The 19,308-nt window shown below is 70.7% G+C and carries 19 protein-coding genes; 6 read left to right on the top strand and 13 right to left on the bottom strand.

The genetic code is table 11. The annotated features are described in order from the left end of the window. Positions 1 to 53 precede the first annotated feature (53 nt). The 3 genes from ACSHT8_RS28135 to ACSHT8_RS28125 form a co-directional block, all read right to left on the bottom strand. A complete protein-coding gene (locus ACSHT8_RS28135) occupies positions 54 to 1,601 on the bottom strand; it encodes an MFS transporter (protein ID WP_436494013.1) in 1,548 nt (515 codons plus the stop codon). Between the two features lie 121 nt (positions 1,602 to 1,722). Beyond that, positions 1,723 to 3,192, bottom strand: coding sequence for an FAD-dependent oxidoreductase (locus ACSHT8_RS28130; protein WP_436494012.1), 1,470 nt, complete (start codon positions 3,190 to 3,192; stop codon positions 1,723 to 1,725). Further along, complete coding sequence (locus ACSHT8_RS28125; RefSeq protein WP_436494010.1) at positions 3,189 to 5,252, bottom strand: molybdopterin oxidoreductase family protein; 2,064 nt, start codon at positions 5,250 to 5,252, stop codon at positions 3,189 to 3,191. The genes ACSHT8_RS28130 and ACSHT8_RS28125 overlap by 4 nt, the downstream gene beginning before the upstream one ends. A gap of 219 nt (positions 5,253 to 5,471) precedes the next feature. On the opposite strand from ACSHT8_RS28125, the gene ACSHT8_RS28120 reads away from it, so the two are divergent. Further along, on the top strand, positions 5,472 to 6,200 hold the full coding sequence (locus ACSHT8_RS28120; RefSeq protein WP_436494008.1) for a lipase family alpha/beta hydrolase: 729 nt from the start codon (positions 5,472 to 5,474) through the stop codon (positions 6,198 to 6,200). On the opposite strand, the gene ACSHT8_RS28115 is transcribed toward ACSHT8_RS28120, so the two are convergent. The 5 genes from ACSHT8_RS28115 to ACSHT8_RS28095 all read right to left on the bottom strand — a co-directional run bounded on the left by ACSHT8_RS28115 (position 6,197) and on the right by ACSHT8_RS28095 (position 10,909). After that, positions 6,197 to 6,985 carry a TIGR02569 family protein gene (locus ACSHT8_RS28115; RefSeq protein WP_436494006.1) on the bottom strand — a complete coding sequence of 263 codons (789 nt, stop codon included), beginning with the start codon at positions 6,983 to 6,985 and terminating at the stop codon, positions 6,197 to 6,199. The genes ACSHT8_RS28120 and ACSHT8_RS28115 overlap by 4 nt on opposite strands. Before the next feature lie 73 nt (positions 6,986 to 7,058). Continuing rightward, positions 7,059 to 8,237, bottom strand: coding sequence for an adenylyltransferase/sulfurtransferase MoeZ (gene moeZ / locus ACSHT8_RS28110; protein ID WP_436494004.1), 1,179 nt, complete (start codon positions 8,235 to 8,237; stop codon positions 7,059 to 7,061). 196 nt (positions 8,238 to 8,433) lie between these two features. Beyond that, positions 8,434 to 8,835 carry a hypothetical protein gene (locus tag ACSHT8_RS28105; protein ID WP_436494002.1) on the bottom strand — a complete coding sequence of 134 codons (402 nt, stop codon included), beginning with the start codon at positions 8,833 to 8,835 and terminating at the stop codon, positions 8,434 to 8,436. 64 nt (positions 8,836 to 8,899) lie between these two features. Further along, positions 8,900 to 9,895, bottom strand: coding sequence for a DUF3152 domain-containing protein (locus ACSHT8_RS28100; RefSeq protein ID WP_436494000.1), 996 nt, complete (start codon positions 9,893 to 9,895; stop codon positions 8,900 to 8,902). Between the two features lie 39 nt (positions 9,896 to 9,934). Further along, positions 9,935 to 10,909 carry an alpha/beta fold hydrolase gene (locus tag ACSHT8_RS28095; protein ID WP_436493999.1) on the bottom strand — a complete coding sequence of 325 codons (975 nt, stop codon included), beginning with the start codon at positions 10,907 to 10,909 and terminating at the stop codon, positions 9,935 to 9,937. Between the two features lie 183 nt (positions 10,910 to 11,092). On the opposite strand from ACSHT8_RS28095, the gene ACSHT8_RS28090 reads away from it, so the two are divergent. Continuing rightward, positions 11,093 to 11,728: a TetR/AcrR family transcriptional regulator gene (locus ACSHT8_RS28090; protein WP_436493997.1), complete on the top strand. Its 636-nt coding sequence runs from the start codon at positions 11,093 to 11,095 to the stop codon at positions 11,726 to 11,728. A gap of 4 nt (positions 11,729 to 11,732) precedes the next feature. Further along, a complete protein-coding gene (locus ACSHT8_RS28085; RefSeq protein ID WP_436493995.1) occupies positions 11,733 to 12,407 on the top strand; it encodes a PP2C family protein-serine/threonine phosphatase in 675 nt (224 codons plus the stop codon). Here ACSHT8_RS28085 and ACSHT8_RS28080 read toward each other — a convergent pair. Genes ACSHT8_RS28080 through ACSHT8_RS28070 form a run of 3 tightly spaced genes read right to left on the bottom strand, consistent with a single transcriptional unit; the run spans position 12,327 to position 15,100 of the window. Continuing rightward, positions 12,327 to 13,307: an alpha/beta fold hydrolase gene (locus ACSHT8_RS28080; RefSeq protein ID WP_436493993.1), complete on the bottom strand. Its 981-nt coding sequence runs from the start codon at positions 13,305 to 13,307 to the stop codon at positions 12,327 to 12,329. The two genes, ACSHT8_RS28085 and ACSHT8_RS28080, sit on opposite strands and share 81 nt — an antisense overlap. Before the next feature lie 12 nt (positions 13,308 to 13,319). Beyond that, complete coding sequence (locus ACSHT8_RS28075) at positions 13,320 to 14,189, bottom strand: alpha/beta fold hydrolase (RefSeq protein WP_436493991.1); 870 nt, start codon at positions 14,187 to 14,189, stop codon at positions 13,320 to 13,322. Next, complete coding sequence (locus tag ACSHT8_RS28070) at positions 14,186 to 15,100, bottom strand: AurF N-oxygenase family protein (protein WP_436493989.1); 915 nt, start codon at positions 15,098 to 15,100, stop codon at positions 14,186 to 14,188. Before ACSHT8_RS28070 ends, ACSHT8_RS28075 begins: the two co-directional genes overlap by 4 nt. A 64-nt stretch (positions 15,101 to 15,164) precedes the next feature. Between ACSHT8_RS28070 and ACSHT8_RS28065 the strand changes: the two genes are divergently transcribed. Together ACSHT8_RS28065 and ACSHT8_RS28060 are read left to right on the top strand one after the other, a co-directional pair. Then, positions 15,165 to 15,887: a TetR/AcrR family transcriptional regulator gene (locus tag ACSHT8_RS28065; RefSeq protein WP_436493987.1), complete on the top strand. Its 723-nt coding sequence runs from the start codon at positions 15,165 to 15,167 to the stop codon at positions 15,885 to 15,887. Between the two features lie 8 nt (positions 15,888 to 15,895). Then, positions 15,896 to 16,243, top strand: a complete 348-nt coding sequence (locus ACSHT8_RS28060; protein WP_436493985.1) for a DUF4873 domain-containing protein — start codon at positions 15,896 to 15,898, stop codon at positions 16,241 to 16,243. Positions 16,244 to 16,306: 63 nt separating this feature from the next. On the opposite strand, the gene ACSHT8_RS28055 is transcribed toward ACSHT8_RS28060, so the two are convergent. Both ACSHT8_RS28055 and ACSHT8_RS28050 read right to left on the bottom strand, forming a co-directional pair. Then, entirely contained in the window at positions 16,307 to 16,531 is a 225-nt protein-coding gene (locus ACSHT8_RS28055) for a DUF3107 domain-containing protein (protein WP_436493983.1), read from the bottom strand. Positions 16,532 to 16,699: 168 nt separating this feature from the next. Next, entirely contained in the window at positions 16,700 to 17,359 is a 660-nt protein-coding gene (locus tag ACSHT8_RS28050; protein WP_436493981.1) for a ferritin-like fold-containing protein, read from the bottom strand. A 305-nt stretch (positions 17,360 to 17,664) separates the two neighbouring features. On the opposite strand from ACSHT8_RS28050, the gene ACSHT8_RS28045 reads away from it, so the two are divergent. Next, positions 17,665 to 19,308, top strand: coding sequence for a DEAD/DEAH box helicase (locus tag ACSHT8_RS28045; protein WP_436493980.1), 1,644 nt, complete (start codon positions 17,665 to 17,667; stop codon positions 19,306 to 19,308).

Raw genomic sequence — 19,308 nt, 5'->3', positions numbered from 1 at the left:
ACGAGAGGCGGCCCGCACCGAGTGGTGCGGACCGCCTCTTGCTCGTCCCTGGGTCAGACGCCCGCGTAAGCCAGGCTCTGCACCCGAGAGGTCTCGGTCGACTTCCTCAGATAGAAGAACCAGGTCATCCCGGCGAACACCACATAAGCCGCGATGAAGATGCCCAGCGCCGACGTCGACCAGTCCGCGTTGGCGGCGGCGGCCGCCGCCTTCGCCTCCACGGTCTTCGCGCTGTTCACCGCCGCGCTCACCGGAACGCTCGCCAGCCGGAAGATCTGCTGGATCAGGAATCCACCGAAGGCGCCGATCGCGCCCGCGATGCCGATGACAGCCGCTGCCTGCCGCTTGAAGCTCAGCAGCACCGCGTCCTTGTCACCGCCCTTCTCCGCGACCTCCTTGCGCCCCAGCGCACCGAAGATGACCGGAATCATCCGATACGTGGACCCGTTGCCCGCACCGGAGAGCGCGAAGATCACCATGTAGGAGCTGAAGAAGATCGGGAAGCTCCGCTGGTTCACCCCGTACATCGCCAGCATCGTGAACCCGGCCATGGCGATGAACACCCACAGGGTCACCTTCGCCCCGCCGACCCGGTCCGACAGCCACCCTCCGAACGGACGCGTGAACGAACCGATCAGCGCGCCGAGGAAGCCGAGACCCGCCAGGTAGGTGCCGATGAACGGATTCTGCGCCAGGAACTCGGGGAAGGTGAGCTTGATGACCAGCGGCAGCGCGAACGAGAACCCGATGAACGAGCCGAACGTGCCGATGTAGAGGATCGACATGACCCAGGTCTGCGACTGCTTCAGGCACGTGGCATACGACTTGGTGTCGGCCTTCGCCATGCTCAGGCTGTCCATGAAGAACCACGCGCACACCATCGCGGCGACGATGAACGGTATCCACATGATGCCCGCGTAGGCCAGGTGCACCGGGTGGACCGGGTTCTTGGCGATGGCGAACGGGACACCGACGATGATGACCAGCGGCGTCAGCAGCTGCACGACCGCGACGCCGAGGTTGCCGCCCGCGGCGTTGAGGCCGAGGGCCAGGCCCTTGCGCTTCTCCGGGTAGAAGAACGAGATGTTCGCCATCGAGGAGGAGAAGTTGCCGCCGCCGACGCCCGCGAGGGCGGCGATGACCAGCATGATCGTGAACTGCGTGTCGTGCGACTGGTTGCGGACGAAGTCGAAGTGGACCATCGCGGCCAGCGCCGTGGTCGGGATCAGCAGCAGCGCGGCGCTGATGGCCGTCCACACGCGACCGCCGAACTTCGGCACCGCGAAGGTGTAGGGGATGCGCAGCGCCGAGCCGACCAGGTTCGGCAGCGCGGTCAGCCAGAACAGCTCGCTGGGGGCGAACGGCGTGCCGCCACCGAAGCCGGCGTTCGACAGGTTCAGCACGACGACGGACCACAGGACCCAGATGGAGAACCCGAGGTGCTCGGCGAAGATGGAGAAGATCAGGTTGCGGCGGGCGATGGGCTTGCCCGTCTTCTCCCAGAACTCCTCGTTCTCGGGCTCCCAGTTGTCGATCCAGCGGCCCTTGCGCGGCGCGGACTTCGGCTCGGTCGTGGGCGGGGACTCGGCTGCCAACGTCATGGGGGTGTCCTCCTCGTACTGCTGATGCGCAGACGCTACGAATCGGGGATTTCGGGCGCGTGCCCCGCGATGACGCGGAAGGCACTTTGTCCGCACGTTCAGGCGGACCGGGTTGTGAGGCTCAGGCGCGTGACAGCCAGTCGACGATGCCGCAGACCGCGTCGGTGCACGTGCCGCAGCCGGTTGTCGCCCTGGTCACAGCGGCCAGCTCGGGCACGGTGCCCGCGCCCGCCCGCCAAGCTTTCACCAACTGTCCCTTTGTGACTGTGTTACACCGACAAACCACCGATGCTGCGGGAAGATCAGCTGGCGAGTGCGCGACAGAGCCGCCGGAAGGCAGCGCGCGGCCCAGAAGCAGGCCGAGCCGGTCGGTCGGCGCGGGGGTCTTGGCGTCGTAGAGCTGGGTGATCGTGGCCGCCGCGTCGGGGGCGCCGAGCACGATGGCGCCCGCGACCCGGTCGTCGCGGATGACGAGCTTGGCGTAGCGACCGCGCACGGGGTCTTGCAGGCAAAGGACTTCCGCGTCGCCGTCGACCTCGGCGTGCACGTCGCCGAGCGCGGCGAGGTCGACGCCCTTTGCCTTGAGGCGGGTGACCACGGGCGTGCCCTTGTAGCGGGCGGCCGGGTTCTCGCCGGTCAGCAGGTCGGCCAGCACCTCGGCCTGCTCCCACGCGGGCTGCACGAGACCGGACACGGTGCCGGGGTGCACGACGCAGTCGCCGATCGCGTGGACGCGGTGGTCGCTGGTGCGCAGCGAGTCGTCCACGACGATGCCGCGGTCGACGGCCAGCCCGATCGACTCGGCCAGCGCGGTGTCGGCCCGCACACCGGCGGACACGACGACCAAGTCGGCGGGGACATGGCTGCCGTCGTCCAGTTTCAGGCCGTCGCCGGGGACGTAGCGCGCGGCGAACCGGCCGAGGCGGAACTCGATGCCCAACTCGCCCAACGTCTTGGCGAGAACACCGCCGCCCGCCGGGTCGAGCTGGCGTTCCATCAGGTGCCCCACCGGGTGCACAACGGTCACCAGACTGCCGCGCCCAGCCAAGCCGCGCGCGGCTTCCAGGCCGAGCAGGCCGCCACCGAGAACGGCGACAGGCGCACCGGGGCGGGCGTGTTCGAGGATCGCGGCGCAGTCGTCCAGGTCGCGGAAGGTGGCCACGCCCGGGGCTAGTGAACCGTCTTCGAGCTGCAGGCCCTCGGTCGGCGGGACCCACGCCTTGCTGCCGGTGGCCAGGACGAGCGCGTCGTAGTCCACAGTGGATCCGTCGTCGAGCGTGACACGGCGCGCGTCGCGGTCGATCGCGGTGACGGTCGTCCCCAGCCGCAGGTCGATGCCGTGGTCGGCCGCCCAGTCGACGTCGTGCAGCCGCACGGATTCCGGCGTCATCGACCCGGCCACGACGGCCGACAGCAGGACACGGTTGTAGGCAGCGTGCCGCTCGGTACCGATGACGGTGACCTGCGCCCGCTCGCCTGAGCGATCGCGGCGGCGAATCTCCTCGGCGAGCCGAGATCCGGCCATTCCGTACCCGACAATGACGATTCGTCGCGCGGACGGCGTCGATGATTCCCTCGCGAGCTCGGTCATGAGGCCTCCAGTCGAACTGCGCACACCTTGAACTCAGGCATTCGGCTAGTGGGATCGAGAGCGGGATTGGTGAGCAGGTTCGCGCGCTGCTCCCCGGGGAAGTGGAACGGCAGGAACACCGTGTCCGTCCGCATCGACGCCACGTGCCGCACCCGCGCGGTCATCTCGCCGCGCCGGGACACGACCCGCGCCATGCCGCCATCGGTCAGGCCCGCGCGGTCGGCGGTGTCCGGGTGGACCTCGACGTACACCTCGGGCACGGCGTTGTTCAGCTCTTCGACCAGTCGGGTCTGCGCGCCGGACTGGTAGTGCTGCAGGACGCGGCCGGTGGTGGCCAGCAGCGGGAAGTCGTCGTCGAGCGACTCGGCCGGGCCGGTGTGGTCGACGGCGGCGAAGCGGGCGCGGCCGTCCGGATGGGCGAACCGGTCGAGGAAGACACGCGGCGTGCCGGGGTGGTCGACATCGGGAACCGGCCAGTGCAGGGCCTCCCCCGCGCGCAGGCGGTCGTAGGTGACGCCCGCGTAGTCGGCCACGCCACCCTTGGACGCCTCGCGCAGTTCGGTGAACACCGTCTCCGGGTCGACCGGGAAGCGGCCGTCCGGCTGCCCCAGCCGGACGGCCAGCCCGTGCAGGACCTCCAGGTCGCTGCGCACCCCGTCCGGCGCGTCGAGTGCCTTGGTGCGCAGGAGAACGCGGCCTTCGAGGTTGGTCATGGTGCCGTCTTCCTCGGCCCACTGGGTGACCGGGAGGACGACGTCGGCCTGCGCGGCGGTCTCCGAGAGCACGAAGTCCGCCACCACCAGGAAGTCCAAATCGGACAGTCGTTCGGCGACCCGGCCGGAACGCGGCGCCGAGACGATCACGTTGCTGCCGAACACCATCAGCGCCCGCGGCCCGCTCTCGGTGCCGAGCGCGTCGAGCAGCTCGTAGGCCGAGCGGCCCGGTCCGGGCAGCGAATCCGGGTCCACGCCCCAGACCCCGGCGACGTGCGCGCGGGCGGCCGGGTCGTCGATCTTGCGGTAGCCGGGGAGCTGGTCTGCCTTCTGACCGTGCTCGCGGCCGCCCTGCCCGTTGCCTTGGCCGGTCAGGCAGCCGTAGCCGGAACCGGGCTTGCCTGGCAGCCCGAGCGCCAGCGCCAGGTTGATCCACGCGCCGACCATGTCGGTGCCTCGCGCGTGCTGCTCGGTGCCCCGCGCGGTGAGGATGTACGCCTTGTCGGCCGCGGCGAGGATGGCGGCGACCTTGCGCTGGTCGGCCGCGGCGACCCCGGTCACCCGCTCGACCCGCTCCGGCCACCACGCCGCCGCGATCCGCCACGCCGCGTCGAAGCCGGTGGTGCGGGCGTTGATGTAGTCGGTGCGGGCGTGGCCGTCGGCGACCACGGCGTGCAGGATTCCCAGCGCGAGCGCCAGATCCGTGCCCGGCCGCGGCTGGAGGTGGAGGGTGGCCTGCTCGGCGGTCGGCGTCCGGCGCGGGTCGACCACGATCAGTCCGCCCGAGCGCCCGGAGTTGGTCAGGTGCTGCACGAACGGCGGCATGGTCTCGGCCGGGTTGGCGCCGATGAGCAGGACGGCGTCGGCGCTGGTGAGGTCACTCACCGGGAACGGCATCCCCCGGTCGAGCCCGAACGCCCGGATGCCCGCGGCGGCGGCCGAGGACATGCAGAAGCGGCCGTTGTAGTCGATCTGGGACGTGCCGAGCGCCACCCGGGCGAACTTGCCGAGCGCGTAGGACTTCTCGTTGGTGAGCCCGCCCCCACCGAAGATCGCGACCGCGTCCTTGCCGTGGGCCTTCTGGATCGCCGTGAGCTTCGCCGCGACGAGGTCGAGCGCGACATCCCACGGCGCGGGGCGCAGCTCGCCATCCACCCGGACGAGCGGCGTGGTGAGGCGGTTCGGGGAGGTCAGCAGCGTGCCGGAGGTCCAGCCCTTCTGGCAGAGCCCGCCCCGGTTGGTGGGGAACTCGCGCGGCTCGACCCGCACCCCGGTCATCCGCATGCCGCACTGCAGCGCGCAGTACGGACAGTGCGTGTCGACGGCGGGCGCGGCGACCTGCGTCATCGGGTCCTCCGGATCGATTTGGGGTCGATCCGACGGTAAGGACGCGGTGTTACCCGAATGCTCGCGAATGTTTCGGGCAGAACAACTTGCCTGCGCAGAACCCGTTTCGAGGGCGTGAGCCGCCTGATCGCTCCGCTCTGTACGCGACCTTGACGCGCCAGTAATGTGAGCCGGGTTACACATCTACCGACGAGTAGTTCACTGGGCAAGGAGGCCTCTGTGATCCGTCGACTGTTAGCCGTGACCGCCGCCACCGCGCTGGCCGCGACTCTCACTCCCACCGCGACCGCCGCCACACCGCCACCGGTGGTGATCGTCGCGGGGACGTTCGGCCCGGCTTTCTTCTACGAACCGCTGGCCGCCCGACTGCGCGCCGACGGGCGACAGGTGGCGATCTTCCAGCTCACCCAGCTCGGCCGGGCCGACATCCGGACCTCCGCCCGCGACCTGAACACCTTCGCCGACGCGTTCCGCTCGCGCACGGGCGCGGCCAAGGTCGACATGGTCACGCACTCCCAGGGTGGCCTGGTCGCCCGCCGGTACATCAAGAACGAAGGCGGCGCGACGGAAGTCGGCAGCCTGGTGAACCTGGGGACACCCAACTACGGGACCGCGATCGCCAACCTGTCGTCGTTCTTCACCGACGGGATCTGCGGGGTGTCCTGTTCGCAGATGGAGGTCGGGTCGGCGTTCCTCAACGACCTCAACGCGGGCGACGACACAGTCGGCGCGGTCCGGTACACGAATCTCTATACGCTGCAGGACGAACTGGTTCGCCCGGTCGGCAACGCCGCGATGAACGACGGCGCCACCAATGTCCTCATCCAGAGCCAGTGCCCGTTCCGCGTCGTGGGCCACATCGCGTTGGCCACCGACGGAACGGTCTACGACGGAGTCCGGGACGCCCTGAACCTCCAGGCCGTCCACCTGAACTGCTTCGCGATCTAGACCATCTCGCCGATCTGGTGCGCGGCCCGCTCAAGGCCGCGCATCGATCGCGGGGTCGACTTCGGGTGCAAAGCGTGCACGGCCAGGCGGAACAGCAGGGCGTGCAATAACGCCTGGGGCCACTCCGGCAGGTGTGACCAGCGCTTCGCGATCGCGTCGTCGGCGCCGCCCCACGCCATCGCGTCCACGACGACCACGGCCGCGGCCCACTCGGCCGGGCGGTGGAAGGCGGTGAAGTCGATGATCCCGGGCGCGGCCTCGCCGACGAACAGCACGTTGCCGAACAGGTCGCCGTGGACGACCTGGGACTTCAGCCCGACCTTGGCGCGGCGCTCGGCGAACTCGTCGAACAGCTTGCCGCCCAAGTCGACGTCCAGCGGGGCCTTCTCCTCACCCCACGCCGCGCGGTCGGCCAGCGCGAACACATCGGCCCGCAGGTTGAGGAAGCGCGGCCGGGGCAGATCAGCCGTGGCCTGGTGCAGCCGCAGCGACGCGGACACCACCTCGTCGTAGCGCGGCTCGGCCCTGCCCTCGATGAACCGGAAACCCGCCCACCCGCCGACGACGTACCTGCCGTCGCTCGACCGGATCGGGCGGGCGATGCGCAGATCGGGAACGTGCAGCTCACCGAGGGTCTGCGCGACCCACGCCGCCTCCGCCGGGCTGCTCGCCGGGCGCAGCGCGACATCGTCGCAGCGCCACACGGGCCCGCGCTCGATCAGCACGGGCTCCGCGTTCTTGGCGCCGAAGGCGGCCCGGACGTGCTGGGGAGGCGGAGTGCTCACGGGCGGGCACGCTACCCCGACTCCGCCTCCCAGCCACTGATCGACACTTGCGTTTCAGAATTCAGTACGGCCGTTAATAGGTCGGCAGGCTCGTGTCGATTTCCCGCGCCCAACCCAGCACGCCGCCGCCCACGTGGACCGCGTCGGCGAAACCGGCCTTGTGCAGCGCGGCCAGCGCCTCCGCCGAACGCACACCCGACTTGCAGTGCAGCACGATCGGGCGGTCCTGCGGCAGCTCGACGAACGCCTGGCCGGACAGGATGCGGTCCTTCGGGATGAGCACCGAGCCCTCGATCTTGACGATCTCGTACTCGTGCGGCTCGCGGACGTCGACCAGCAGGAAGTCGTCGCCCCGGTCGAACTTGTCCTTCAGCTCGCGCGGGGTGATCGTGTTGCCCGCCGCCGCGGTCTGCGCGTCGTCGGAGACGACGCCACAGAACGCCTCGTAGTCGATGAGGCCCTCGATCGGCTTGGTCTCCGGGTCCTTGCGGATCTTGATGGTCCGGTAGGACATCTCCAGCGCGTCGTAGACCATCAGGCGGCCCAGCAGCGGCTCGCCGATGCCGGTCAGCAGCTTGATGGCCTCGGTGACCATGATCGACCCGATCGACGCGCACAGCACGCCCAGCACGCCGCCCTCGGCGCACGACGGGACCATGCCGGGCGGCGGCGGCTCGGGGTAGAGGTCGCGGTAGTTGAGGCCCTGCCCGTTGGGGGCGTCCTCCCAGAACACGCTGACCTGGCCCTCGAACCGGAAGATCGAGCCCCACACGTACGGCTTGCCCAGCAGCACCGCGGCGTCGTTCACCAGGTAGCGGGTGGCGAAGTTGTCGGTGCCGTCGAGGATCAGGTCGTAGTCGGCGAAGATGTCGAGCGCGTTGGTCGAGTTCAGGTGCTCCTGGTGCAGGACCACGTTGATCAGCGGGTTGATCTCCGCGATCGACTCCTTGGCCGACTGCGCCTTGGGCTTGCCCACGTCCGACACGCCGTGGATGACCTGGCGCTGCAGGTTGGACTCGTCGACGACGTCGAAGTCGACGATGCCGAGCGTGCCCACACCGGCCGCGGCCAGGTACAGCAGCGCCGGGCTGCCGAGACCGCCCGCGCCGACCACCAGGACCTTGGCGTTCTTCAGGCGCTTCTGCCCGTCCACCCCGACATCCGGGATGATGAGGTGGCGGCTGTACCGCTCGACCTCTTCCTTGGTCAGCTCCTGCGCCGGCTCGACGAGCGGCGGCAAACTGCCTGGCATCGGCTCCTCCTAGTTGCGATCCTGACGGCCCCCGCGCCTGGCGCCGGGTCCACCCCCGATTGTCGCCTCGTACAACACCCGAATCCCACTCAGCCCTTCCCGCCTCCCACCATCCGGGATACTTGCCCGCCTCCCCGAAATTCTTCTCCGATTGGTCACCAACGCAGCAACAGGTGCCGACCGGCGGTAACCGTGGTCAGCCGCCGTCCCGGTCCCCTTGGGCGCCCGTCGGTCGTCGCGGCCGAAGAGCACGTAGGCGCACGACCAAGCCCGCGGCGAACAACAAGGCCAGGGTGCTGAGGAACGCGGGATCGCTGGTCCGGCCGCCGAGGTCGCGGTCGAGGATGTGCGACACCGCGTGCACGGCCGCGCCCGCCGTCGCGCCCGCCAGCGCCACCGACAGCGCGTCCTTCCACAGCAGGGCCGCCAGCAGCGCGGCGCCGATGCCGATCTGGAACGCGCCCGCGTCGTGGAACAGGTGCAGGTTGTACGGCGGATACGTGGCCACGACGTCGTAGAACGACCGCGGCGCGGCGAACGCCCAGATCCCGATCCCCAGGAACACCGCCGCGCCGATCGCGGTGATCACCTTGACCATCGGACTCCCCTTCCATTCGGATTCACCCGAGCAGACGGGATGGGGACCCGGTTTGTGACAGCTCCTACTTCGCCTGTGGGTTGGGCCACGCGTTCGGCTTGCACGTCAAGCCGTCCTCCTTGACCGCGTCCCGCTGGCCGACGGCCCGGTTGAGCTGGGCGACGTAGTTGTTGGCCACCCCGAAGCTCTGCTGCATCATCACCGGCGCCAGCGCGCCCTCCGCGGCGCAGCCGACGTGGCCGTTGCGGAAGGCGTGGCCGATCTCGTGGTTGATGGCGTACTGCCGATAGGTGATCATGTCGCCACCGAAGGCGACCGCGCCGCGCACCCAGCGGGCCAGGTTGATCATGACCCGCTTGTCGGTGCCCCGCCAGCACGACGACTCGTACTTGATCGCGTAACCACATTTGTCCGGTCGGTGGGCGGTGTCCGGGCTGGTCAGGCTGATCCGGATGGTCGGGTTCGGGAAGTCGGCCTTGACCCGCTGCACCGAGATCTGTCCGCCGCTGGTCCACCCGCGCGGGTCGGCCAGGGTCTGGTCGATCAGCTTCGCGAACGCCTCGTCGCCGCCGAAGGCCGACGCGTCGATGCCGTCCTCGACCTCGACGGTGTAGGTGTAGAACTTCGCCCCGGTGCCGACCTTGGCGGTCTCGCCGGGCACGACGTGCCAGGTGCCCGCGCCGGTCTGGGTGTACTGGCCGCCGTTGGGCAGCTCCGCCGACGGGATGTTCACGTCGACCGGGGTCTGCGGGGTCTCCTGCGCGTCGGGCGGGGCGGTGTCCTCCGTCGGCGTCTCCTGCGGCGCGTCGAGCCGGACGCCGGAGGCGGTGTCGGCGGTCTGGACCGGCGGCTCGCCCGCGGTCTGGACCACCACGAGCGCGGTGACCGCCATCAGGACGGGCAGCGCGTAGACCCGCCAGCCGTAGGTGGCCAACACGCCGCGCCAGCCCTTGCGCCTGGGCGGGCGCCTGCCCGCTGCGGGCCGCCATGACGCGGCCAGCGGCTCGGCGGATGGGCGGCGACGGTCAGCGGCGCGCTCCCGATGCGTCGTCTCGCTCACGGGGCCAAGGGTGCCACATCGCGCGCTCGGGCATGGTGGTTACCAGTCATCGCCCGCTTCCCACAGGCCGAGTACGGCGCGCGCCACCGTGGCCGGACGCTCCATTTGGGCCACATGCCCGACCCTGGGCAGCACCAGCAAACGGCCGTGCGGCAACAGTCGTGTCGTCCGCGGCGCCTTCCGCACCGTGACCAACCGGTCCTCTGTGCCCCACACCACCAGCGTCGGGGTGGTGACGCGCGGCGCGATGGCCCAAAGGGACTTCGTCGGCGGCACCATCCACGCCCGGATCAGCCCGAGCGTGCTGCGCGCCAGCGCCGGGTTCGCCCACGCGAGCTTCGCGCGCTCGGCGTACTCGGCCGACGCCTCGGCCATCCGCTCCTCGGTGACCTGCGACGGGTCGGCGAAGCACAGATCGATGAGCTGCTGGGCGCGTTCGCGCGCGGTGAGCCGGGCCAGCTGCCTGCGCACGGGCTTGCCGATGATCGGCAGGAACGCCAGCGCCATGCGCGGGTCGGACATCCGGTTGACGCTGGGCCGCAGGTCGGGCATCGCGGGCGAGACCAGGGTCAGCGTCCGCAGCAGCTCGGGGTGGCGGGCGGCCACCAGCATCGAGATCGCCCCGCCCATCGAGTTGCCCAGCAGGTGCACCTTGCCCACGCCGAGCCCGCGCAGCCACGCGGCGAGCGTGTCGGCGTGCTCCTCCAGCGTGTAGGTGTAGCCGTCGGGCGGGATCGTGCGGCCGAAGCCCGGCAGGTCGACGGCGATGCCCGCGGCGTGGCCGCTGAGCTGGCCCGCCAGATCGGTCCAGTTCATCGCGGAGCCGCCGAGGCCGTGGACGTAGACGGCGGTGGCGTCGTCGCGACCCGGGGTGCGGCGGATGTGCAGCGTGTGGCCGCCCGCTGTCAGCTCCTCGCCTGGCCAGGCGGGGCTGGTCGGGTCGATCGGCGGCAGTTCGGCGGCCGACAGCGGCACCCTGGTGAGCGGAGCGCGGAAGGTCGTGGCGAGGGACACCAGACAAGTGTGCCCGCCGACCAGCGACCTCGCTGGGGTGAGACGCGCGTCACAACCGATACTGGACGGGGCGTGTTCAGGTCTGGACACTGAACCCGAATGGGGTTACCGAGTAGTACGGTCGAACCACCCGTGGCGGGTTGGCGATCCCGACCTGACGAGCGCACGACGAGGGTGGAGACGATGTCTGAGACGATTCAGCAGAACGGGATCGGTCGGGGGGCCAGACTGCCGCGCACCGCGCGTCGGGCCCAGCTGCTGGCCGCCGCGCAGGACGTGTTCGCGGCCAACGGCTACCACGCGGCCGGCATGGACGAGATCGCCGAGCGCGCCGGAGTGAGCAAGCCGGTCCTGTACCAACACTTCCCCGGCAAGCTCGAGCTCTACATGGCGCTGCTGGAGAAGCACGTCGACGAGCTGATCCGGCGCGTGCAGACGGCCATGGAGTCGACCACGGACAACAAGCTCCGCGTCCGCAACGCCGTCGGCGCGTACTTCGACTTCGTCGACGGCGAGAGCCAGGCCTTCCGCCTGGTCTTCGAGTCCGACCTGCGCGGAGAACCGCTGGTCAAGGACGCCATCGAGCGCGCCACCACGGCCAGCGTCGACGCCATCACCGCCACCATCACCGCCGACGCAGGCCTCGACGAGCACCGCGCCCGCCTGCTGGCCGTCGGCCTGGTGGGCGTCAGCCAGGTCTCGGCCCGCGCGTGGCTGGAGGACAGCCGCGCGATGCCGAAGGACGAGGCCATCGCCCTGATCTCCAACCTGGCGTGGCGCGGCATCGGCGGCGGCTTCCCCCTGCAGCCCCACGACTGAGCCCGTGCGCTTCTCCGCAGCAGGCTTGACCCACGTCGGCGGCCGATCGAGCAACGAGGACGCCTTCCACGCCTCCGACCAGCTGATAGCCGTCGCCGACGGCGTCGGCGGCGCCCCGGCGGGCGAGGTCGCCTCCCAACTGGCGGTCGACGCGGTCGCGTCCTCGACGGGCGATCCGCTGGAGGCGGTCCGCGCGGCCAACTCGGCCGTCCGCGACCATCCCGACCCGGACACTTCGGGGATGGCCAGCACCTTGGAGTTCGCCGCCCTTTGGGACGGCGAGACCGTGCGCGGCGCCCACGTCGGCGACAGTGTCACGTTCGTCAACGGGGTGCGGACGACGTTCGGCCACACGTTGGGGGCCGAGCTTGTTTCCGCAGGTCACCTGACCCCGGAGGAAGCCGTCCGGCACCCGCAGCGGGCGGCACTGGTGCGCGCGGTGGGGTTGGACGAGGAGATCGAGCCGGACGTGTGGTCGCGCCCCGCTGTGGTCGGCGACCGGTACGTCGTGTGCTCCGACGGCCTGACCGACGCGTTGGGTGACTCGGTGACGGACCGGCTGACCGAACTGGCCGCCACGAGCCCGGCCGAGTGCGCGTCAGCCCTGGTCAGACTCGCCTTGGACGCCCACGCGCACGACAACGTCACCGTCGTCGTCGCCGACGTGGTCGAGGACTGAATCCGCCACCCGCGTGATGTGGGTCGCGACCTCGCGGACGCGCTCGTACGGCAGCATGTGGCCCGCGCCGGGGTAGAGGACGAATTCGGCGTTCGGGGCGGCTTCGGCGATGGCGCGGGCGTGGGCCAGCGGCGTGAGCCGGTCCAGCTCCCCCACCAGAACCCGCACGTCAGCATGGCCATACGCGGCCAGCGTGGCGGCGCGGTCGTGCCTGCCGATGTCGCGGCCCAGGGCTGCGGCGGTCTTGCGGTGGACGACGGCGGCGTGGTCGGCCGTCGCGCGGACGTCGACCATGCGGAAGCGGGTGCCGAAGACCAGCCACCGCAGCATCGCCAGCGACCCCATCCGGCGCACGGCCGGTGGCAATTGCACGCGCACCCTCGGCTTGCGCCTCGACGGAGCCGAGACACGTGCGCCTTCCGGACGCGCGGAGCGGTTCATCGGGTTCGAGCGGGTGGCCAGGCGGACGATGGGCTTGGGCAGGCCGAACGTCACGTCCCGCATCCCGCCGGATGACGTCGACACGAACAGCACGCCCGAAGCCCGCGCCGCGACCTCCGGGTGACTCTCAGCCAGTGCCATGAGCGTCATGCCGCCCATCGAGTGGCCGACCAGCACCAATCCGCCGGTGGGCACCCGAGCGGCGATGATCTCGGCGGCGTCGTCGGCCAGGCGCGACAGCGTCGCCGAGCCGGGCGGAGCGGGTTCCGACGAGCCGTGGCCCCGGTGGTCGTAGCGAACGGTCCGGACCCGCGGGCCCAACGCGGCCACCACGTGGTCCCAGACGTCCAGCGCGCTCGTCCAGCCATGGAGGAACACCACGGTCACGGGGGCGTCGGCCGGGCCGGTCTCGACCAGCCGCAGCCCTACGCCGTCCGATGTGCGGAACACGTCAGCCATTCGGACAACCTACTAGCCAGTAGCCTTCAGGTCCAAGCCCGCCATGAGCGCGCGCAGGTGGCCCACCACGTCGGCCGTGCGCTCGTAGGTGAGCATGTGCCCCGCGCCGGAGTAGACCTCCAGCACCGCGCGCGGCAGCTCGGCGGCGATGGCCTCGGCCTGCGGGACCGTGCACAGCCGGTCCCGGTCCCCCGCGAGCACGACCGCCGGGATGTCCCGATAGACGTGCAGCGCGTGCTGCCGCTCGTGGCGCGTCAACTCGCCGCGGAAGGCGACCATGGCCTTCGGGTGGCACGCCCCGACCTGCGCCGCGACCGCGCGCAGATCCCCCCGCGCGGGTGAGCGGCCGAACGCCAGGAACCGGACCAGCGGCGTGGCCACCCGGCTGAACCGGCCGAGCAGCCGCCGCACCGGCAGCCGGGCGATCAGCCGGTTGGCCAGCGACTCGACGAACAGGATCGGCGCGGCCACTCGGCGCGGCAGACCGAGCGTGAGCCGCGACAGCCCACCCGACGTCGTGGCGACGAACGCGACCCCTGCGACGCGTTCGGCGACCAGTGCCGGGTGCCGGTCGGCCAGCGCCATGAGCGCCATCGCGCCCAGCGAGTGCGCGCCGAGCACGACCGGCCCCTCGATCCCGGCGAGCAGCTCGGCGATGTCGTCGGCGAGCCGGTCGATCGTGGCCCCTTCCGCGGGCGCGGCGTCGGACCCGCCGTGGCCCCGGAAGTCCATCCGCACGACCCGGACGCCGGACAGGCGGGCGACCACCGGGTCCCACGAGCGGTGGTCCATGACCCAGCCGTGCAGCAACACGAGCGTCGGGCCGGAGCCACCGAGGTCGACGACGTTCAGTCGCACCCCGTCCGACGTGCGGAAACTCATCGCTTCGGCAGGAGCATCGCCGCGCGCCACAGGACCTTGCCGGGGCCGCCGACCAGGCCGACCTCGTCGAGGAAGCCCATGATCCGCTCGCCCCAGTAGGCGATGGTGGCCTGGAAGTGCGGGTTGGCCTTGGCCGCCCTGCGCGCCTCGCGTGGGTTCAGGCCGACGGCCGCGTAGACCTTCGGGTTCACCATCGACAGCGCCACGAAGTACGACACGACGGCCGTGACCAGCTGGTGGTACCGCCGCGCCACCCAGCCCGCCTCGGCCATGCCCTGCACGACCTCCTGCCGGGCGAAGGTCACGTGCCGCGCCTCCTCCAGCACGTGGATGCGGTTGACCATGCGCACCAGCGGCTGCAGCGTGTGGTCGGCGGTGGTCTCGCGCTGCATCCGGTCGAGCATCTCCTCGGCGACGAGGATCGCGGCGTAGACCGACGGCCCGCGGCCGATCACCGGCAGGATCTTGGCCACCTGCTTGATCCACGGCCGCGGCCCGTAGGCGGGCACGCCGAAGCGTTTGCACGCCTTGCCGAACATCGTCGAGTGGCGGCACTCGTCGGCGATCTCGGTCAGCAGGTAGTGGACGTGGTCGGTGGTCGGGTCGTTGCGGTAGACCTGCTTGAGGAGCATCTGCATGAGCAGCACCTCGAACCAGATGCCGGTGCTCGCGACGCTGGCGATCTCGTGTTTGCCCAGCTCGATGCGCTGTTCCGGGGTCATCCGGTCCCACAGCTCGGTGCCGTAGAGGGAGATCCGGTGCTCCGGGTGGAAGTGCAGGTCGGGCGGGATCGGCGCGTCCCAGTCGATGTCGACGTCCGGGTCGTAGAACTTCTCCGCGGAAGACTTGAGCAAACGGGCCGCGGTCTTCTCGCGATCGGCTACCTTGGCGACTTGTAGAGCGCGGCTCATCATCGAGCTCCTCTTAAGTATGCGTGACTGCGGGTAACAGTTACTTCTGGTAGCATGCAATCCCATGACGGATCGTGTCAAGGGCCACAGGACGACGGATTCCGGCGACGCCCGGCGGGACCGCTGGAAATCGCACCGCGCCGCGCGCAGGGAAGAGTTCGTCGAGGCCGCGCTGCGCGCCCTGGCCACCCATGGTCCGGACCTGGCCATGGAGCACGTCGCCCACGAGGCAGGGGTGACCAAGCCGGTGCTCTACCGGCACTTCACCGACAAGGCCGACCTGGTCGTGGCGCTCGGCCACCGCGGCACCGAGATCCTCTTCGAGCGGCTCATCCCCGCGATGAACAGCGAGGAGGCGCCGGTCCCCCGCATCCGCAAGAGCCTCGACGCGTTCTTCTCGATGATCGAGGAGTACCCCAACCTCTACCGGCTGCTCGTGCGGACGACCTTCGCCGAGAAGGGCATCGACGCCGACATCGTCGCCGAGGACAAAGAGGTCATCGCGAACGCGCTGGCCAGCCTGCTCGGCGACTACATGCGCGCCTTCGAGATCGATCCCGGCGGCGCCGAGGTGTGGGGCCACGGCATCGTCGGCATGGTCCAGAACGTCGGCGAGTGGTGGCTGGAGCGGCGCACCATGGGCCGCGACCAGGTCGTGGAATACCTGACCATGACGATCTGGGCGGCCATCGACGGCACACTGCGCAGCTGGGGCGTCACCATCGATCCCGACCAGCCGCTGGAACTGAACAAGATCGTCAAACTGTCCCTCGGCGACGCGGGCTAGGAGCGAACATGGACAACCACCCCGAGGACCAACATCCCGAAGACGATGGCTACAGCGGCCCGGCGACGCTGGTCATCGGCGAGCGCGAGTTCGAGGTGCGGGTCGAGCTGCGCGGCCACTTCCAGCCCATCGACGGCTTCTACCGCTGGTACGGCCGCGTGACCGCCGACCCGGCGATCTCCGAGGCCGCGGCGGGCCGCAAGACCAAGGTGACCCTGCGCACCCCGGGCGCCGAGGCCGACGGCGAGCTGTCCGACCCCGACCCGTGGGACCGCTACCGGGTCATGGGCACCAGCAGGCCGCCGTTCGTCGTGCAGACCACCCTGGACACCGGCACCGCCCGCGCCGACGTCTGAGCCCGAGAACGCCGATGGCCACCTCCATCTCGGAGGTGGCCATCGGTGTCTCTGACGATCAACTCACGGGGCGAAGCCGACCTTGCGGGCGTCGGCGCCACCGATCTCGACATAGGCGATCCGCGCCGACGGGACGACGTAGCGGCGACCCTTGTCGTCGAGCAGGACGAGCGTGCCCGTGCTGTCCTTGAGGGCGGCGGCGACCTGGGCCTCGACCTCGTCCGGGGACTGGGTGCTCACCAGCACCAACTCCCGTACGGTGTCCGCGACACCGATCTTGACGTCCACGCCAAACCTCCTGCGCCGGGGAAGACTTCTCGCCGTAAGGCTAGTGGAGAACAGGGCGCCGGACCGCCCAGGGGCACCCGCGTTCACCACACGCGTAATACCCCACGCCGGTTTGGGCGCTCGGGTGGCGGCCGGCGGCCATGGGACTCCGGAGGCGCTTCGCGAAAATCAGCCCAGCCCGAGCGCCGTCATCCGCTTGCCGTGCTGCTGCTGCAGCTTGCGGAACAGCGCGGCGATCCCGGCGAGGTCGCCGGTGCCGCCCACGATCAGCTCGGCCAGCCCGTCGCGCTCGGCGACCACGTACTGGGCCTGGGTCAGCGCCTCGCCGAGCAGGCGCCTGCCCCACAGGGCCAGCCGGTCGCGGACCGTGCGGTCGCGCTCGATGGCCGCGGTGACCTCGCGCTCGGCGAAGGCGGAGTGGCCGGTGTCGGCGAGCACCTCCAGCACCAGGACCTTGGTCTCCTCGTCGAGCCAGTTGGCCATCTCGCGGTACAGGTCGGCGGCCAGGCCGTCGCCGACGTAGGCCTTGACCAGCGACTCCAGCCAGGAGCGCGGCGCGGTGGAGGCGTGCCAGGTGTCGATGTGGCTGATGAACGGCCGGATCGCGTCCTCGATGGCCACACCATGGCCCGCAAGGAACTTCTCGATCTTGGCGTAGTGCCCCATCTCGGCGGCCGCCATCTCCGAAAGGGCGGCCCGACCGGCGACCGTCGGCGCCGACCGCGCGTCCTCCGACATCCGGTCGAAAGCGGACAGCTCGCCGTAGGCCAGCACGCCGAGCAGGTCCACGACTCCGGCCGACAGATGCCCTGGGGCAGCGTTCTCCATGGTTGGCAGCGTATCCGGCCACACTCGCGGGTAGACTCGGCAGGACGCCCGCGCCTCGCCGCTCTCATCATGGCTGGTGACGCCGGGCTCGGAGGACCTCGGGACACTCGTGGCGAAGCACGCCGCGGACCGAGTGAGAGGGTGCGCGCACACCTCGCCGGCCTCCCGCGCACGGGTCTGGGAACCCCGTCAGCGCGGTCGAGGCCGAGTCCAGGGCACGCGCGCTGGTACTAGAGAGGCTGATCACCCTGACGCACGACACTACTGACGCCACCGCTGAGAATCCGGAGCTGGACCTCGATCCAGTGACCTTGGAACACAGCGTCGCGGGCGTCCCGGACACCGATACGTCCCATCCCCTGACCGCGGGCGCCCCGGTGCTCCCCGAGTCACCCACGTTCGCCGAGCTGGGCGTGCACGAGGAGATCGTGCGCGCGCTGCGCGAGGCGGGCATCGAGCGCACGTTCGCCATCCAGGAACTCACCCTGCCGCTCGCGCTGGCGGGCGACGACCTGATCGGGCAGGCCCGCACGGGCACCGGCAAGACCCTCGGCTTCGGCGTGCCGCTGCTGCAGCGGGTCACCTCGCCCGGCGACGGCACCCCGCAGGCCCTCGTCGTGGTCCCGACCCGCGAGCTGTGCCTGCAGGTCACCCACGACCTCAAGGACGCGGGCAAGCACCTGGGCGTGCGCGTGCTGGCCATCTACGGCGGCCGCCCGTACGAGCCGCAGATCGCCGCGCTGCGCAAGGGCGTCGACATCGTCGTGGGCACCCCGGGCCGCCTGCTCGACCTGGCCGAGCAGCAGCACCTGGTGCTGGGCAAGGTCCGCGGGCTGGTGCTCGACGAGGCCGACGAGATGCTCGACCTGGGCTTCCTGCCCGACATCGAGCGCATCCTGCGCATGGTCCCCGACGAGCGGCAGACCATGCTGTTCTCGGCGACGATGCCCGGCCCGATCATCACCCTGGCGCGCACGTTCCTCCGCCAGCCCACCCACATCCGGGCCGAGGAGAACGACGCGGGCGCCACCCACGAGCGCACCGAGCAGTTCGCCTACCGCGCGCACTCGCTGGACAAGATCGAGGTCGTCGCCCGCTCGCTGCAGGCGGAGGGCCGCGGCCTGACGATGATCTTCACCAGGACCAAGCGCACCGCGCAGAAGGTCGCCGACGAGCTGGTCGAGCGCGGGTTCGCCGCGGGCGCCGTGCACGGCGACCTCGGCCAGGGCGCCCGCGAGCAGGCGCTGCGCGCGTTCCGCTCCGGCAAGGTCGACGTGCTGGTCTGCACCGATGTCGCCGCGCGCGGCATCGACGTGACCGATGTCACCCACGTGATCAACTACCAGTGCCCGGAGGACGAGAAGACCTACGTCCACCGCATCGGCCGCACCGGCCGCGCGGGCAAGACCGGCGTGGCGATCACCCTGGTCGACTGGGACGAGGAGCCGCGCTGGAAGTCGATCAGCGACGCGCTCGGCCTCGACAAGCCCGAGCCGGTCGAGACCTACTCGACCTCCGCCCACCTGTTCACCGACCTCGGCATCCCCGAGGGCTCCACCGGCAGGCTGCCGATGGCCCAGCGCACCCGCGCGGGCCTCGACGCCGAGCCGGAGGAGGACTTCGGCGGCAAGAGCAAGCGCGGCCGCGGCGGCGTCGAGCGCACCACGCGGGTCCGCTCGCGCGGCGCGGGCGCGGGTACCGGGTCGGCGGCCAAGACCGGCGAGGAGTCGGCGGAGAAGTCCGACCGGCCGCGGCGCAGGCGTCGGCGCGGTGGGGTCGAGTCGACCAACGGCGACACCCCGACCGAGGCGACCACCGAATCTGTCGCCCCGGCAACAGACTCGGCCGACAAACCCGCACGCCAGCGCAGGCGTCGGCGCCGTTCCGGTGCCGATGTGGGCGCGGACGCGGGGTCGAACACCAACGAAACACCGGGGTCGGCAGACTGA

It is taken from the genome of Actinokineospora sp. HUAS TT18, from assembly GCF_051364635.1.
In the GTDB taxonomy this organism is placed as follows: Bacteria; Actinomycetota; Actinomycetes; order Mycobacteriales; family Pseudonocardiaceae; genus Actinokineospora.
Note: the sequence above shows the minus strand (reverse complement) of the source record. Positions and strands in the feature narration are given on the sequence as shown.